The sequence below is a fragment of the Bradyrhizobium sp. AZCC 2289 genome (genome assembly GCF_036924615.1).
GTDB lineage: Bacteria > Pseudomonadota > Alphaproteobacteria > Rhizobiales > Xanthobacteraceae > Bradyrhizobium.
Genome location: NZ_JAZHRY010000001.1, coordinates 9,871,887 through 9,887,779, shown reverse-complemented (window position 1 = coordinate 9,887,779; position 15,893 = coordinate 9,871,887). Strand labels below are relative to the sequence as shown.

Here is a 15,893-nt window from a genome sequence, read left to right as displayed (position 1 = left end):
TCCATGGGCAACCATGATTCGAAGATCGTGGACGCGGCCAGCGTCGATTGAAGAGACGCTTGCGCTGTGGGCGGCGTCGCTTCGTGAGATCAAGCAACGGATACGTCCGTTGTTCAATCAAGATCGTGTTGCGAGGAATGCAGGCTTGTTTCTGGAAAGCCTGCTCGGAGATGAGCAACGCAAGACCGGTTGGATGCGCGCGGAGGCAGCTGGCGATCCCGGTCCTTGGCGGCAACAGGCGATCCTGGGTCGCAGGGATTGGGACGCTGATGCCCTGCGCGACATCGTCCGGGACTATGTCATTGAGCACCTGGCGGATGACGATGCGGTGCTCGTGATCGACGAGACCGGCTTTCTCAAGCAGGGCAAGGCATCGTGCGGAGTGGCGCGGCAATACACTGGTTCCGCCGGCAAGATCATGAACTGCCAGATCGGCGTCTTCGCCGCCTACGTGTCGCGCCACGGTCATGCGTTCATCGATCGCGCGCTGTATCTTCCGAAGGAATGGACCGACGATCCAGATCGTCTGGAAGCCGCATATGTGCCTCCCGGTGCCGGCTTTGCGACCAAGCCAAAGCTTGCAACGAGCATGATCGCACGCGCCATAGCCGCGTCTGTACCATTCAAGTGGGTTGCCGGTGATACCGTCTACGGTGTCGGCGATATCGAACAGCAATTACGCCGGGCAGGCAAAGGCTACGTGCTCGGGGTCAGCAGCGCTCATGTATTTCAATCCTGGGGCAAGCGGCGATCGGTCGCCGGCAAGGCCGCGGACATCGCTCGGACGCGGCGCGCGTCCGATTGGAAACGCCTGTCGGCAGGGGCCGGAACCAAAGGACCGCGGCTGCACGATTGGTGCTATCTCGAATTGGCCGATCTCGAGGTCGAAGAATTTTACAGCGCAAATCATGGTCTTTGGACACGAGGTCTGCTGATCCGTCGTCGCATCGCCGATGATGACCTCGCCTTCTTCACCACCTGGTGTCCAGCGGGAACATCCATCGAAACGCTGGTGGCGGTCGAAGGCCATCGATGGGCGATCGAGGACAGCTTTGAAACCGCGAAAAACGAGTTCGGGCTCGATCACAACGAGAGCAGATCCTGGCATGGCTGGCACCGTCACGTGTCCCTGGTGATGCTCGCCTTCGCCATGATGGCCGCGATCCGACATCGCGCTAACCCGCCACCGCCCAAAAAAACGAAACGGCGCCCCCCGGCAAAAGCCAAAACATATCCACGCCGCCACTGATCCGTTGGTCAATCCAGGAAATCCGCCGCATTGCCATCAGACTCGCTCGAAAACGGATTCAACCCGCACACATCATCGCATGGTCTTTCTGGCGCAGAGCTCACCAGGCCGCCGCTCAACGCGCCCACTTCAAATCAACAAAGCAACTGTAATGCTAAGTTGAATTTTGTAGTGGCCTAATTTGGCTATCAACTCGCCCTGAAGTTGCCGCACCACGTTCATGCCCATTGGGATTATACCTTTGGGTAGTGTCTCGCACCTTTGTGCTTGCGGGGTCGACCAAGTACAGACGCCGCTCAGTCGGGCTTTCGCTTTCGTCGGAGCGGTCAACTGAGGCGGCCTTTATTTTTGGACGACGAGGCGGCCTCGGTCGCGCACGAGCGCGTTGTATCGGTCGATTTGGCCGACGAGTCTCGTCCAGCTACAAGAGAGGTTTTTCAGAACCTCGGCTTCAGCTTCGCTCTGCGTTAATTTCATCAAGCGAAGACATTCTGCCGACTGATCTTGGCAATGCTGTGGGCTATCCATGAGTTGAATGATTCCGCAAGTAATTCACAAGCACAACTGTGCCGGGCGAACGCTAGTATACTCAATAGAAGGAAAGTGAAGCTTTGACGCAATGCCAAACAGCCGTCTATCCGGAGCAATACCGTCAGCTTATCTGACAGAAAAGGCCGCCTCAGTTGGCGGCCTCTTTCATTTTAAAATTCCCGTCATGGATATGCGGCCAGCACCATGCATTCACCGCCGGCCCGGCACCCTCGCGTCGTTAAACTCCGGCCGGACGTCGCCGCCGCGATGGCCGCAGACCTTGCAGGTGAAGCGTGGCTCCAGATCGGAAAGCCGGACGTCGTCGGTCCACCGATCACTGCTGATCGCGGTCCAATGGCTGCAGCGGTAGTCTGAGCAATAGATCAGGAGACCGCGAACGCCAGCGGCGCGCAGCTCGGCGAAGGTGATCTTCTGGCGGGCTTCGGGCATGCCGCCATTGAAGCGTGAACAAACCGTCCGGGCAAGCTCGCGTGGCCGCCTTGGCGCGCGCGGCACCCGTCTTGGCCGTCTTCGGCCGGGTAGGGGCGCGGAGTCTTGTCCGTCAGGTCAGGCGGCGGTCAGAAGTCGCGGCGGTGCAGGCAGCTCCTTCGTGCTACCGAGCGGCAGACCGAGTATCTCGCGCAGCGCGTCGTCGAGATCGTCAAGCGCCTTGATGCGCGGGTCCACGGGGCGCGCGATGATCGGGACGGGGACGAGGTAGTGCTCGCGGGTGACCGGCGCAGCATCCTTGTCGGCGCTCTTGTGGGTCATCACCTTGCCGATGACCCCATCGGAATAGCCAAGCTGTTCCAAAACGCAGGCCCCGGTGCGCCGCAGATCGTGCGGCGTGACATCGACCAGGCCGAGATACTCGCAGATGCCGGTCTGGCCAGTTTTGTCCATCGAGGTACGCGCCAACATACGGCCCAGCGTGTGCTGGGTCATATGCTTGTCCTTTCGATTTCCGGTGCCAGGGAATGCATATTGCCGGTCCGGATCGCCGATCGAGAAAACCTCGCCCAGGATTTCCCGCGCCAGACTGTTCAATGGCTGCACCACGTCGCGCGCCTTCTTGGAGCGGCGACCCTTCGCGACCCTTAGTGGAATAGTGACGGCGGAGGGGGTGACCCTGGTGCGCTCGACGCACACGCATTCGCCTGTGCGCAGCAGGGTAACCAGCGATAGCTTCAGCGCTAGCTTGCTGAGGCGGTCGCCGGGAGAATTCGGGTCATCGAGGCCGAACCAGAACGTGCGAAGTTCGTCGGCCGTCAGTACGCGCCCGTCCTCGATGTCCGCGCGCTCGACCGCCTTGTCGTCTTCGAGGAGCTTCGGACAGGGATTGACGGTGACGTACTTGCGTTTGGAGTCCAGGGCCCAATTGAACATGGTGTGCAATTGACCCCGGACGTTGTTCGCCTGCGCCGGATGACCCTCGTCGGTAAAGCTCTCATACAGCTCCATGGTGTCGTTAGCGGTGATCTCGTTGGCGACTCTCTTGCTCCACCACTCCAGTGGACGCTTGAAAGCGTACCCGATATTTCGCCAAGTTTCCTTTCTCGGCACCTTGCCCCAGCGCCGTTCAACCGGCTGCTTGCAGTAGTCGATGTACTCGTCATGCAGCTGCTGAAAGGTGACGCCTTCGGCGCGGTTCCGCGCGACCTTCTGCTGACGGAGTTGCCGGATGTCCTTGTCGCTCTCGACCAGCCCAGCGAGGCGGGTGGCCTCGCTGCGCGCCCGCTCCGGCGTCCACGTCGGATAGGTGCCGATCACGTCCCAGTCGCGCTTGCCGGTCTTCTTGTTGAGGTGCTGGTAGTAGAACGTGAACACGCCGTTCGGCGTGGTGCGCAGGGCAAAGCCCAGTTGCTTGTTGTCGCTGTAGGTCTTGCGGGTGGTGCTGGCCTTGAGGTGCTTGTCGGTGATGAAGACGGGCATGCTAGTTCCCCCTAACAATTCGCATTTGGATGGTTAGCCTCGGCTAATCGGACGTTCAGAAACGCCGAGACGGCGGTTGAAAAGTGAGACCTGAGCATGTACGACAGAGCCTCATTTTGTAAGGCTTTCCCGTTTTTCTCTAACGGTCTCAATGTCCTATCGTATACTCTGCACCAATGATGACGGCATCCATGCCCCCGGCTTGAAGGTCGTCGAGGAGATTGCGCGCGCGCTGTCCGACGATGTCTGGATCGTGGCGCCGGAACTCGATCAGTCCGGCGTCTCGCATTCGCTGTCGCTGAACGATCCCTTGCGCTTGCGCGAAGTCGGCCCGCGCCATTTTGCGGTCCAGGGCACGCCGACCGATTGCGTGATCATGGGCGCGCGCCACATCCTCGGTGAGAAGCTGCCGGATCTCGTGTTGTCCGGCGTCAACAAGGGCCGCAACGTCGCCGAAGATGTGGTCTATTCCGGCACCATCGCCGGCGCCCTCGAAGGCACGATCCTTGGCATTCCCTCGTTCGCGCTGTCGCAGGAATTTTCGATAGAGACGCGTCACGCGCCGCTGTGGGATACGGCGCTCAAATTCGGACCGGATATCCTGCGCAAGGTGATCGATGCCGGCATCCCCAAGAACACCGTGATCAACGTCAACTTTCCCGCCTGCACACCCGATTTGGTCAAGGGCATCCGCGTTACGCGGCAAGGCAAGCGCAATCTCGGTTTTCTCAAAGTCGACAAGCGCCATGACGGCCGCGGCAATCCCTATTTCTGGATCGGCTTTGAGCGCGCGGCGATGATGGACACACCCGCGGAAGGCACCGATCTCGCGGCATTGGCCGCGCGCTACGTCTCGGTGACGCCTTTGCGGCTCGACCGCACCGACGAGGCATTTTCGGACGCGCTGACGACGACGCTGAAGTAGGGGGCGCACCGTGCCGCCTCGCGCTCAACTGTCATACCCGCGAAGGCCGGTATCCAGTACGCCACGGCTTCTCGATTCAATCGACGGTCTCTGGAATACTGGATCATCCGCTTTCGCGGATGATGACGGGTAGGGTGAGCGGATAGAATTGCGCTAAACCGCAGCACTCTTCAGCGTGCTGTTGATCATCTGGGCCAGCGTCTCCAGCTGGAACGGCTTCTGCAGCGCCGGGCGATCGCGATAATCCTCGGGCAGGCCGGAGGAGCCGTAGCCGGTCGCGAAAATAAACGGGAGATTGCGCGCCTTGATCAATTCGGCGACCGGCGTAATCACCTTGCCGTTGACGTTGACGTCGAGAATGGCGAGATCGAACACGGTCGATTGGGCTAGCCTGACGGCCTCCGAGATTTCGCCGGCCTCGGCGGCGACGCTGTAGCCCAATTCTTCCAGCATGTCGGCGACCATCATCCGGATCATGACCTCGTCTTCAACGAGAAACACAGAACAGCCCTCAGGCCGCGTCGCTGTCATGATGGAATCCTTGCCCGTCCCATGACTCAAATTCGCAAATTACGCCCGCTGGTGCAATGAAATCATTAGGAAATATGCAGCCAGCCGGGCCGGGACCGCGCGGCGCTGCCGGTCATCTGGGGAAGTCCGACACCCCGCGCTTAACGCCAAAGCAAGGCCCCGGTTCCATGGTGGGAACGGGGAAGAGACGGAAAATTTCTTTAGACCGGCAGTTCAGATGGCACCCAGCCGTCTGGCCGGTTGCGCGCTAGAATGCCCCAGCCAAGGCCTGACGAGAACGATATGGTGTCAACTCCAGATCCGCCCGAAAAGATGATGTTTCAGCTTAGCCTGCGGCGGCGCGGGATCAGCGATCAGACCATCCTGCGCACCATGGAAGAGGTGCCGCGCGAGGTTTTCGTGACGGCGGCCGATCGCGGTCACGCCTACCGGGACAGCGCGCTCGGCATCGCCTGCGGGCAGACCATCAGCCAGCCCTTCGTGGTGGCCTACATGACCGAGCAATTGCAGCTGCAAAAGCATCATAATGTGCTCGAGATCGGCACCGGCTCGGGCTATCAGGCCGCGATCCTGTCGCGGCTATGCAAGCATGTGCTGACCATCGAGCGCTACCGGACGCTGGCCGACAGCGCCCGCGCCCGGCTCGAAAAGCTCGGTTACGACAATATCGAGGTGTTGTTCGGCGACGGCTTCGATATCCCGCGCGGCGCCGGGGATTTCGACCGCATCATCGTGACCGCGGCTATGGAGCAGATTCCGGACAACCTGCTCGGGCGGCTCAAGCCCGGCGGCGTCCTGATCGCGCCGGTCGGCCCGCATCAGGGCACCCAGACGCTGGTTCGGGTCACCCGGTCCGATACCGGCTTCGACCGCAAGGATCTGGTCGACGTGCGCTTCGTGCCGGCGCTGCCCGGGATCGCCCGCGAACTGTAGAATCCCGGATTGGCGGTTCCCGCCAACATCTTATTCGGAGGGTTAAGCGCTTATTTACTCCCGACGTGTTTACTCAAAACAGTATTTTGTTGCGTACGAGTGAGTAACCATGTCCCGTGTCGCCGAGTTGCTTCGCTCGCGTCGCGTGCCGCAGGTAGCGGTACTGGCGCTGATGTCCGTCGGTTTTGCCGGCTGCAGCGCCGATATGTCGACGCGCTTTTCGCAAAACACGCTCTCCAATCCCTTTAACTATCAGCCCGAAGCGACCGGCTCGGTGCCGCCGGCCCAGGTCGAGCGTCGCGAGTTGCCGCAATATGCGCGGCCGCAATCCCAATCGCAGTACCAGTCCTCCGCCTTGCCGCCGCCGGCCGTTGCTGCGCCGCAATCCTATCCAGCCGCCAGCAACGGCGTGTCGGGCGGAGGCCGCGGGCTTGCGTCCTATGCGCCGCCGCCGGCGCAGCCGAGGCTTGAGACCACCGGCACGGTGGCGCCGCGTTCGGTTGCCGCCGCCCACAGCGCGGCTCCAGCCGGCACCACGATCATCGTCGGCACCAGCGACACGCTCGATATCCTGGCCAAACGCTACAATGTTTCGTCGGCTGCGATCCTGCAGGCCAATGGCTACAAGGGCCCGCGCGCATTGTCGCCCGGTCAGCAACTGATCATTCCGCGCCAGTCCACCGTCGTTGCGACGCCTGCGCCGGCCGTCGCGCCGCCGGTCAGCAAGCCCGTGGCCGCCGTGACCGCACCGCCGACCGTCCATGTCGTCAATCACGGCGACACTTTGCTCAGCATCGCGCATCGCAACCATGTATCGGTGGCCGAACTCGCCAAGGCCAATAATCTCGACCAGTCCGCCAAGCTCAGCCTCGGCATGAAGCTCAACGTACCCGGCGCGAAGACCGCGGCTGCAGCATCTGCCGCGCCGGCGGTTGCGACCGTTCCTGCCGCTGTGGCCCCGCCCGCCGGCAAAATGGCCGCCGCGGCGCCGCAGCAAAGCGTCCGGATGGCGCAGGCGACGGGTAATGTGGAAGAACCGGCCGCTGTGGAAGCTCCGGCAGTCAAGCCCAGCGAAGCCACCGGCGCGCTGCCGACCTTCCGCTGGCCGGTGCGCGGCAAAGTGATCACGACCTACGGCGCCAAGACCAACGGCAAGTCGAATGACGGCATCAATCTGGCGGTGCCGGAGGGGACGCCGGTGAAGGCGGCGGAAGATGGCGTCGTGGCGTATTCCGGCAACGAGCTCAAGGGTTACGGCAATCTGGTTCTGGTTCGGCACGCCAACGGTTACGTCACCGCATATGCCCATGCGAGTGAACTGCTGGTGAAGCGCGGCGACACCATCAAGCGCGGTCAGATCATTGCCAAGTCGGGTCAATCGGGTGAGGTGGGGTCGCCGCAACTCCACTTCGAGATCCGCAAGGGATCTTCCCCGGTTGACCCGCTTCAATTCCTCAACGGGGCGTGAGCGTCGCGACCTAAGCGGCAAGCTGCTTCCAAACCACGACTGTCATCGCCCGGCTTGACCGGGCGAACTGGTATTCCAGAGACGTTCGCGTTTAAGCCGAGAGACGTTCGCGTTTAAGCCGAGAGGCCGCGGCGTACTGGGTCCCCGCTTTCGCGGGGATGACGATCAACCGTGTTTTCTATAACTGCTTCACTCAATCACCTCGTCGGCCGTTGCGAGCAGCGCGGTCGCGATGGTGATGTCGCTTGCTTTCGCGGTCTTGAGATTGATCACAAGCTCGAACTTGTTGGGCTGCTGGACCGGCAGGTCGCGGGGACTGGCGCCTTTCAGGACGCGATCGAGATAGACGGCCGCGTGCAGGAACAGCTCGGGATAGTCGATGCCGTACGATATCAATCCGCCTGCCAATGCAAACGAGCGCGCGAAGTAGATCGCGGGCAGGCGGTGCAGCGCGGCGGCGCGAAGGATGACGTCGCGATGCACGATGTTGAAGAGGTCGGTCAGCACCAGCAGCCCGCCGCCTCCATCGTGCGCAAGCTCCGCCGCCATGGCTTCGATCTCGGCCTCGTCACGGCATGGCGCTGCGCGTACCGCGACGGCGAAAGAGGGGGCGGCGTCCTCGATGGCGCGCATCATCTCGCCGGCATAGGGCGCGGTCGCGGGATTATATAGCACCGCGACCCGCGCGACCGGCGGCGTCATCTGCGTCAGGATCTCCAGCCATTTGCCGGCCACCAGCGGATTGAAGTCGCTAAAGCCGGTGACGTTGCCGCCGGGATGCGCCAGGCTCTCGACAAAATTCTGGCCGATCGGATCGGAGACCATCGTGAACACGATCGGGATCGTGCTGGTTTTTCGCCGGAGGGCCACGACGGATGGGCTGCCCTGCGCCAGCAGTACGTCCGGACCCAATGCCACCAGCTCCGCGGCGTCGCGGTCGAACAGCGCGGGGTCGCCGCCGGTCCAGCGCCAGTCGATCCGCAGATTGCCGCCCTCGCGCCAATCGAGCGCATGAAGGCCTTTGGTCAGTGCTGCGATATAGGCTTTGACGACGGAATCGCCGGCGCGATTTGCCATCAGCACGCCGAGGCGGCGCATGCCATCGCGCGGCTGCGCGGCGAGCGGACGCGATGCGAGCGTTCCGGCAATTCCCGCAAGGACTGCTCGGCGCCTGATCATGGATTACCTCAATCAAAGCCGAAAAGGGTCTAGTTCGCCTTCAGCCGCAAACCCAGGCGTCCCGCCAGTTCCTGCGTAAACTGCCAGGCGACGCGGCCGGAGCGCGACCCGCGCGTGGTCGACCATTCCAGCGCCTCGCGTTCCAGATCGTCGTCGGCGAGCTTGATGTCGAAATGCGCGCAATAGCCCCTGACCATCGCCAGATATTCATCCTGGCTGCAGCGGTGGAAGCCGAGCCACAGGCCGAAGCGATCCGACAGCGACACCTTCTCCTCGACCGCTTCGCCGGGATTGATCGCAGTCGAGCGTTCGTTCTCGATCATCTCGCGCGCCAGGAGATGCCGACGGTTCGAGGTCGCGTACAGGATCACATTGTCCGGGCGTCCCTCGATGCCGCCCTCCAGCACCGCCTTCAGCGATTTGTAGGAGGCGTCGTTGCCGTCGAAGGAAAGGTCGTCGCAGAACACGATGAAGCGGAAATCGGATGCGCGAAGCAGGTCCATCAGGCCGGGCAGGCTCTCGATGTCCTCGCGGTGGATCTCGATCAGCTTGAGCCGGTCGGCCGGCTTGCGGTTGACGTTGATATTGGCATGCGTGGCCTTGACCAGCGACGACTTGCCCATGCCGCGCGCGCCCCACAGCAGCGCATTATTGGCGGGTAGGCCATCGGCGAAACGTTCGGTGTTTTCGATCAGGATATCGCGCATCCGGTCGATGCCCTTGAGCAGCCCGAGGTCGACGCGGCTGACGCGCGGGACCGGTGCCAGCCGCCCATCCGGGTGCCAGACGAAGGCGTCGGCGGTGGCAAACGACTCTGGGCCCTCGGCTGCCGAGGAGGCGGCGGAAAGGTGGCCGGCGATGGCCTCCAGCGCCTGTGCGATTCGCTCCGCGGTCGCGTCTCTGGGCGGGCTGGACGGGCGTTTTGTCGCGGCTTTTGCCGTGCTTTGCTTGGCCGCCTTGGGCGTGGCGCGAGACGTTGTTTTCTTGGCTTTTTTCGACATTTTCGCAGTTCCTGACCGCGCAGCCTTATCGGGCCTTGGAAGGTCCCGCAAGCGCCCTAAATGAGGGGGCTGGCGGCGTTGCAATTGGGACCGCGGCCGCTATAGTCCGCGCGAATTTGCCCGGACCGGCCAGACGCCCATGCGCTGCCGGTTTTCTCCCGTCTCACGAGGATTGTTCGAATGCTGATTACCCCTGCGTACGCCCAGGCTGCAGCCGGTGGCGATGCCAACAGCATGTTGATGTCGTTGCTGCCGTTCGCGCTGATCTTCGTCATCATGTATTTCCTGATTCTGCGCCCGCAGCAGAAGAAGGTGAAGGATCACGCCGAACTGGTCAAAAACATCCGCCGCGGCGATACCGTGGTCACGACCGGCGGGCTGGTCGGCAAGGTGACCAAGGTCGTGGACGACGACCAGATCGAGTTCGAGATTTCGGACGGCGTCCGGGTGCGGCAGATGCGGCAGATGATTTCGGGCGTTCGCGCCAAGGGCGAGCCGGCCAAGGAAAAGAGTGAGCCCGCCAAGGACGAGACGTCCGCGAGCTGATTTTCCGTGGCCCGCACGCGAGGGCCCATTTTCCTGAATCTGACGGGTCAACTCGATGTTGTATTTCACGCGGTGGAAGGCGCTGGCGATCATCCTGACGGCGCTGGTGGTGTGCCTTTGCGCCGTTCCGAATTTCTTCCCCGAGGCGAAGGTAAAGACCTGGCCGGTCTGGGCACAGCGCCATATCGTGCTCGGCCTCGATCTGCAGGGCGGTTCATCGCTGCTGCTGGAAGTCGACTCCAATTACGTCAGGAAAGAAAAGCTCGACCAGATCCGCGACGACGCCCGCCGCGTGCTTCGTGACGCAAGGATCGGCTTTACCGGGGGGATCACTATCCGCGGCGACGGCGTAGAGGCCCGGATCACAAAGGATACGGACGTGTCGGCCGCGCTCGCCAAATTGCGCGAGCTGTCGCAGCCGCTCGGCGGCCTTCTTGGGTCCAGCGGCCAGCGCAGTCTTGACGTTGCAGACGGCGGTGGTGGGTTGATCCGGCTGACAGTCCCTCCGGCAGCGATCACCGACCGCATCCGGCAATCGGTTGAACAGTCGATCCAGATCGTCGAGCGTCGCGTCAACGAACTCGGAACGGTGGAGCCCCTGATCCAGCGTCAGGGTGACGATCGCATCCTGGTGCAGGTGCCGGGCCTGCAAGATCCAACCCGGCTGAAGGAATTGCTTGGCAAGACCGCCAAGATGGAATTCCGGATGGTCGATCTCACGGTGCCGCCGGATCAGGCGCAACGGGGCGGCGTGCCGCCGGATTCGGAGTTGCTGCCCAGCGCTGACCCGTCGAACCCCCAGCCCTATGTGATCAAGAAACAGGTGCTGGTCTCGGGCGGCGACTTGATCGATGCCCAGCCGGGCTTCGACCAGCGCACCAACCAGCCGATCGTTTCATTCAAGTTCAATAGCTCGGGATCACGGAAGTTCGCGGCGGCGACAACCGAACACGTCAAGGAACCGTTCGCCATCGTGCTGGATGGCAAGGTGATCTCGGCGCCGGTGATCCAGGAACCGATCACCGCCGGCTCCGGACAGATATCCGGCAGCTTTACCGTGCAGCAAGCCAACGATCTGGCGATTCTGTTGCGCGCCGGTGCGCTGCCGGCCCCGCTGACCATCATCGAGGAGCGCACGGTCGGTCCGGGCCTCGGCCAGGATTCGATCGAAAAGGGTGAACTGGCGGCCTATGTCGGCTCGATCATGGTCATCGTGTTCATGCTGGTGACCTACCGGCTGTTCGGCGTGTTCGCCAACGTCGCGGTCGCCATCAACGTCGCCATGATCTTCGGTATGTTGTCGCTGCTGAACGCGACGCTGACGCTGCCGGGCATCGCCGGCATCGTGCTGACGGTCGGTATCGCGGTCGATTCCAACGTGCTGATCTACGAGCGCATCCGCGAGGAACTGCGCGGCGGACGCAACGCGATTTCGGCGATCGACGCCGGCTTCAAGCGCGCGCTGTCGACGATTCTGGACTCCAACATCACCACCTTCATCGCCGCCGCGGTGCTGTTCTATATCGGCACCGGTCCGGTGCGCGGTTTTGCCGTCACGCTCGGCATCGGCATCATCACCACGGTTTTCACCGCCTTTACACTCACCCGGTTGATCGTCGCGTGGTGGGTGCGGTGGAAGCGGCCGCAAAGCGTGCCGATCTAAGGGAATGCGGCTTTGACTCATTTCGTTCTTATCTCGCTGGGCATCCTGATTGCCGTGCTGACCGTGGTCAGCGCGCTCGGCCTGCTGCCGTCGCTGCGGATCGTCCCCGACAACACCCATTTCGATTTCACGCGCTTTCGCCGCATCAGCTTTCCGATCTCGGCGCTGTTGTCGATCTTCGCGATCACGCTGTTCTTCACCCACGGGCTGAATTTCGGCATCGACTTCAAGGGCGGCACGCTCCTGGAAGTGCAGGCCAAGTCCGGCACCGCCGACATTGCCTCGATGCGGGCGACGCTGAGCACGCTTGGGCTGGGCGACGTCCAGTTGCAGCAGTTCGGCGGGCCAGCCGACGTGCTGATCCGGGTTGCCGAACAGCCCGGCGGCGACGCCGCGCAGCAGGAAGCCGTGCAGAAGGTCCGTGGCGCGCTTGGCGAGGCCGTGGATTATCGCCGCGTCGAAGTGGTGGGGCCGCGCGTCTCCGGTGAATTGCTGGCCTACGGCATGCTCGGGCTGATGCTCGCGATCTTCGCGATCCTGATCTATCTCTGGTTCCGGTTCGAATGGCAGTTCGCGCTGGGCGCCATGATCGCCAACGTCCACGATATCGTGCTGACGATCGGCTTCATGTCGATCTCACAGGTCGATTTCGACCTCACCAGCATCGCGGCGCTGCTGACCATCCTCGGCTACTCCCTCAACGATACGGTCGTGATCTATGACCGAATCCGCGAAATGCTGCGGCGCTACAAGAAAATGCCGATGCCCCAATTGCTCAACGAATCCATCAATTCGACGTTGTCGCGCTCCATCATCACCCACGTCACGGTGACGCTGGCCTTGCTGGCGCTATTGCTGTTCGGCGGCCATGCGATCCACAGCTTCACCGCGGTGATGATGTTCGGCGTGGTGCTGGTCGGTACCTACACCTCGATCTTCATCGCGGCGCCGATTCTGATCTATCTCGGCGTCGGCACGCATCGCGAAGCGCCGGAACCACCGCCGAAGAAGAAGTAACGCGGGCACGATCCCGACCCGACGGGCCGCGTTAGCGCAAAGTGGGAACCGGTTTTCGGACAAGATCATGCCCAAGCAAACAACAAATCCCTCGGACGCTCCGCATCTTCCGAGATCGGCGCCGATCGAGGCCTACGGCAAGGGCGGCTTTGTCTTCGCCGACATGTCGCATCGGGGCTCGCTGCTGTGCCTGCCGGATGCAATCTGGGCATGGCCGGTGACGAAGCCGGAGGAGATCGACGAGGTTTCGTTGGCGCGCGTATTCAAGGCGGCCAACAGCATCGACACCCTGATCGTCGGCACTGGAACGGAAGTCTGGATCCCGCCCCGAGGCCTTCGCGAGGCGTTGCGCGCGGTAAAAGTGGTGCTGGACCCGATGCAGACCGGACCCGCGATCCGCACCTACAACATCATGATGGGCGAGCGCCGGCGTGTCGCGGCGGCGCTGATTGCGGTGCCATGAGCGGCACCGAGGCGCATGCGGATTCCGCCGGTTTCTGCGCCGATCTGGTACGTACCTACGATTTCGTCCGCTACGCATCGACGCTGTTCGCCCCGGCGGCCCAACGCCGCGCGCTGCTTGCGATCTACGCCTTCAATGCAGAGATTTCCCGGGTGCGGGACCATGTCAGCCAGCCGCTGCCGGGTGAAATGCGGCTGCAATGGTGGACCGACATGCTGGCGGGCGCCGGCCATGGCGGTGTCGAGGGTAATCCGGTCGCGGCCGAACTGCTGCTGGCGATCCGCGATTTCGGACTGCCGGTCGAGCCGCTGTCCCGGCTGATCGACGAACATCAGTTCGATCTCTACAACGATCCGATGCCGTCAATGGCGGCGCTGGAGGGGTACGTCAACGACACCTCGTCGGCGCTGCTTGCGCTGGCCGCGTGCGTCGCCGCCCGGCCGTCGGAGGAGATCGAGCATCTCGCGCGTCATGCGGGTCTCGCGCAGGGCATCGCGCAGGTGATCGCGGCGCTGCCGCTGGATGCCGCGCGGCGCCAGTTGTTCGTGCCGCTGCAATTGCTGGAAAGCCACGGCAGCGGTATGGAGCAAGTGTTTTCCGGCAGGCAGACGCCGCCCGTACGCGCGGCGATCGATCAATTGATCGGCGAGGCGCGGGGCCATGTCGATACGGCGTTTGAATTGCTCGCCGGCGTGCCACCGGAGGTGAGGCCGATTTTCCTGCCGCTGGCGCTGGTCAGGCGCGACCTGAAACGGATGTCGCGCGCCGACAACGATCCGTTCGTGCCATACGGTACCTCGCGGTTCCGCACGCTGTGGACCTTGTGGCGCGCGTCGCGCTCACCGGAGTTTTCGTAAGGCCAGCGAACGCCTCAAGTCTGTTTTTGGATATGCTTGGTGAATATCCTGATCACGGAGCCTTTGACGGTCGGGCCGGCGTCGAACAAATCGGATGCGATGCGCTCGACGGAATCCCGCAGGGCCAGGAATTGCGCCTGCCGCGCGATGCTCGGCGTTCCCCTTTCGCCCGCAAGCTCGTCCATCGCCGCGTCGCTGATCTGACATTGGACGGTGTCGTCGCCGTTTTGCATCGTAAATCCGAACGCCAGGCGTTCGGTGTCATATCCGACAATTTTGCCACGCGTCAGCGGCATCGAAAGCTCCCGTTGGCGCCGCCTCGAATCGTCCTTCGTCATGGCAGCATTGTCGAGACGGAACGGTGGCGTTGAGCCTCAGTGAAGGCCGTCGTGCTCCGAAAGCGAGTGTCCGGTATGCCGCGCCCTCTCGATCCAGCCCCAACGGCTCCGCAATGATGGATCACCCGCCTTCGCGGGTAATGACATCCGGAACGTGCGAAGACGGCGTATCCATGTCCGCCGTCTCGAAATTGAACCGGTCCCGCAGATTTTTTCGCTGTTCCAGAATATCCTTCAGGAATTCACGGTCGGCATCGCTGCGCATCATCGGCTCGATCAGGTCGATCTGGTTCATCGCCACCAGTTGCAGGATCTCGGTGCGGGGTTTGCCGGCGCTGTCGCGCGGCAAGGCGTGCACCACCTGGATATGTTCCGGCGGCTTGACGCCCTTGGCCGACGACAACTCGCTGCGCAACTGCTTTTCGAGAGAGGCCTGGTCGGCTTCCACGAACGCATACAACCCGACGCCGACGCGCCGGTCGGCGAAAGCGACAATGGCGGTATCGCGTACATCCGGGTTTTTCCGGATCAGGTCGATCAGGACCGGCGCGTCGTTGACCAGCCGCCGGCCGCCGCCTTCGCGGTCGGTGAAGTTGAACAGGCCGCGAGTGACCGCCTGGTAGATTTTCTTGCCGGTCTTGAGCCAGACGCTGGCGACCGCCGACTTTTTCGCAAGAACCTTGCGCTCGCTCGGCGTCAGTGCTTCCGGCGCGTAGCTGCGCTTGTGTTTCAGGAGATGCCGAAGATCCTCGTAGGCCGCGATCCGAAACAGCCGGCTGCGGCTCTTGAAGCAGGCGGCGAGTTGGAAATCGGTGACATAGGCGCGGCCATCGGTGCCGCGCAGCCAGTTCTGTTCCTTGGCCAGATCGTTATGGCAGATGCCGGCGCGGTGCAGCCGGCGCAGCGCCGCTTTGGCGGAGCGGAAATAGGCGACGTCGCCGTGCGGTTTGGCCAAATGAAGAGCGACGCCGTCGATGAAGCCGCGCACCAGCGCGCGCTTTCCCGCCCATAGCAGCCTTGGACCGACATCGAGGTCGCGCGCCAGCGCCAGCGCGCGGCGTTCGCGCGCAAACAGGTGAAGCGCCAGCGCAAAGGACCATGGCGGCACCTGATCGAGCCGGCGCAGAACCGCATCGACTTCGCCGTCACCATCGCGAAAACGGCCGCGCTCGACGGTCGAAAACACGTCGCGCTTCAGCAATACGCCTTCGGTCCATCGCGCCGACAATACCGCGGCGTCATCCCGGGGTAAGCTCATGA

At 62.7% G+C, this 15,893-nt stretch carries 16 protein-coding genes; 9 read left to right on the top strand and 7 right to left on the bottom strand.

Features of this window, described 5'->3' with window-relative positions; translation table 11 throughout:
* Window positions 1-13 precede the first annotated feature (13 nt).
* Window positions 14-1,249 (top strand): IS701 family transposase, encoded by a 1,236-nt coding sequence (locus tag V1289_RS46515; RefSeq protein WP_334406325.1) that lies wholly within the window; start codon window positions 14-16, stop codon window positions 1,247-1,249.
* A gap of 741 nt (window positions 1,250-1,990) precedes the next feature.
* On the opposite strand, the gene V1289_RS46510 is transcribed toward V1289_RS46515, so the two are convergent.
* The gene (locus V1289_RS46510; protein WP_334406324.1) at window positions 1,991-2,230 is read right to left on the bottom strand and encodes a hypothetical protein; all 240 of its coding nucleotides are present in this window, start codon (window positions 2,228-2,230) and stop codon (window positions 1,991-1,993) included.
* A 117-nt stretch (window positions 2,231-2,347) separates the two neighbouring features.
* The gene (locus tag V1289_RS46505; RefSeq protein ID WP_334406323.1) at window positions 2,348-3,712 is read right to left on the bottom strand and encodes a tyrosine-type recombinase/integrase; all 1,365 of its coding nucleotides are present in this window, start codon (window positions 3,710-3,712) and stop codon (window positions 2,348-2,350) included.
* A 151-nt stretch (window positions 3,713-3,863) separates the two neighbouring features.
* Between V1289_RS46505 and surE the strand changes: the two genes are divergently transcribed.
* Window positions 3,864-4,637, top strand: a complete 774-nt coding sequence (surE, locus tag V1289_RS46500) for a 5'/3'-nucleotidase SurE (protein ID WP_334406322.1) — start codon at window positions 3,864-3,866, stop codon at window positions 4,635-4,637.
* Between the two features lie 153 nt (window positions 4,638-4,790).
* On the opposite strand, the gene V1289_RS46495 is transcribed toward surE, so the two are convergent.
* Complete coding sequence (locus V1289_RS46495) at window positions 4,791-5,168, bottom strand: response regulator (RefSeq protein WP_334406321.1); 378 nt, start codon at window positions 5,166-5,168, stop codon at window positions 4,791-4,793.
* A 282-nt stretch (window positions 5,169-5,450) separates the two neighbouring features.
* On the opposite strand from V1289_RS46495, the gene V1289_RS46490 reads away from it, so the two are divergent.
* A complete protein-coding gene (locus tag V1289_RS46490; RefSeq protein WP_334406320.1) occupies window positions 5,451-6,101 on the top strand; it encodes a protein-L-isoaspartate(D-aspartate) O-methyltransferase in 651 nt (216 codons plus the stop codon).
* 109 nt (window positions 6,102-6,210) lie between these two features.
* Window positions 6,211-7,569 (top strand): peptidoglycan DD-metalloendopeptidase family protein, encoded by a 1,359-nt coding sequence (locus tag V1289_RS46485; protein ID WP_334406318.1) that lies wholly within the window; start codon window positions 6,211-6,213, stop codon window positions 7,567-7,569.
* 189 nt (window positions 7,570-7,758) lie between these two features.
* Here the strand turns inward: V1289_RS46485 and V1289_RS46480 are convergent, their stop codons facing one another.
* Window positions 7,759-8,748 (bottom strand): ABC transporter substrate-binding protein, encoded by a 990-nt coding sequence (locus V1289_RS46480; RefSeq protein ID WP_334406316.1) that lies wholly within the window; start codon window positions 8,746-8,748, stop codon window positions 7,759-7,761.
* Window positions 8,749-8,777: 29 nt separating this feature from the next.
* Window positions 8,778-9,749, bottom strand: coding sequence for an ATP-binding protein (locus V1289_RS46475; RefSeq protein ID WP_334406314.1), 972 nt, complete (start codon window positions 9,747-9,749; stop codon window positions 8,778-8,780).
* A gap of 180 nt (window positions 9,750-9,929) precedes the next feature.
* Between V1289_RS46475 and yajC the strand changes: the two genes are divergently transcribed.
* The 5 genes from yajC to V1289_RS46450 all read left to right on the top strand — a co-directional run bounded on the left by yajC (window position 9,930) and on the right by V1289_RS46450 (window position 14,295).
* Window positions 9,930-10,295 (top strand): preprotein translocase subunit YajC, encoded by a 366-nt coding sequence (gene yajC, locus V1289_RS46470; RefSeq protein WP_309177026.1) that lies wholly within the window; start codon window positions 9,930-9,932, stop codon window positions 10,293-10,295.
* Between the two features lie 55 nt (window positions 10,296-10,350).
* A complete protein-coding gene (secD, locus tag V1289_RS46465) occupies window positions 10,351-11,958 on the top strand; it encodes a protein translocase subunit SecD (protein ID WP_334406312.1) in 1,608 nt (535 codons plus the stop codon).
* 12 nt (window positions 11,959-11,970) lie between these two features.
* Entirely contained in the window at window positions 11,971-12,975 is a 1,005-nt protein-coding gene (gene secF, locus V1289_RS46460) for a protein translocase subunit SecF (RefSeq protein WP_309177024.1), read from the top strand.
* A gap of 67 nt (window positions 12,976-13,042) precedes the next feature.
* Window positions 13,043-13,438: an Mth938-like domain-containing protein gene (locus V1289_RS46455; protein ID WP_334406310.1), complete on the top strand. Its 396-nt coding sequence runs from the start codon at window positions 13,043-13,045 to the stop codon at window positions 13,436-13,438.
* Window positions 13,435-14,295 (top strand): phytoene/squalene synthase family protein, encoded by an 861-nt coding sequence (locus tag V1289_RS46450; RefSeq protein WP_334406308.1) that lies wholly within the window; start codon window positions 13,435-13,437, stop codon window positions 14,293-14,295. The genes V1289_RS46455 and V1289_RS46450 overlap by 4 nt, the downstream gene beginning before the upstream one ends.
* Before the next feature lie 14 nt (window positions 14,296-14,309).
* Here V1289_RS46450 and V1289_RS46445 read toward each other — a convergent pair whose 3' ends face one another.
* Window positions 14,310-14,591, bottom strand: a complete 282-nt coding sequence (locus V1289_RS46445) for a DUF1488 family protein (protein ID WP_309177021.1) — start codon at window positions 14,589-14,591, stop codon at window positions 14,310-14,312.
* Window positions 14,592-14,754: 163 nt separating this feature from the next.
* Window positions 14,755-15,891: a serine/threonine protein kinase gene (locus V1289_RS46440; protein ID WP_334406306.1), complete on the bottom strand. Its 1,137-nt coding sequence runs from the start codon at window positions 15,889-15,891 to the stop codon at window positions 14,755-14,757.
* Between the last annotated feature and the right edge of the window lie 2 nt (window positions 15,892-15,893).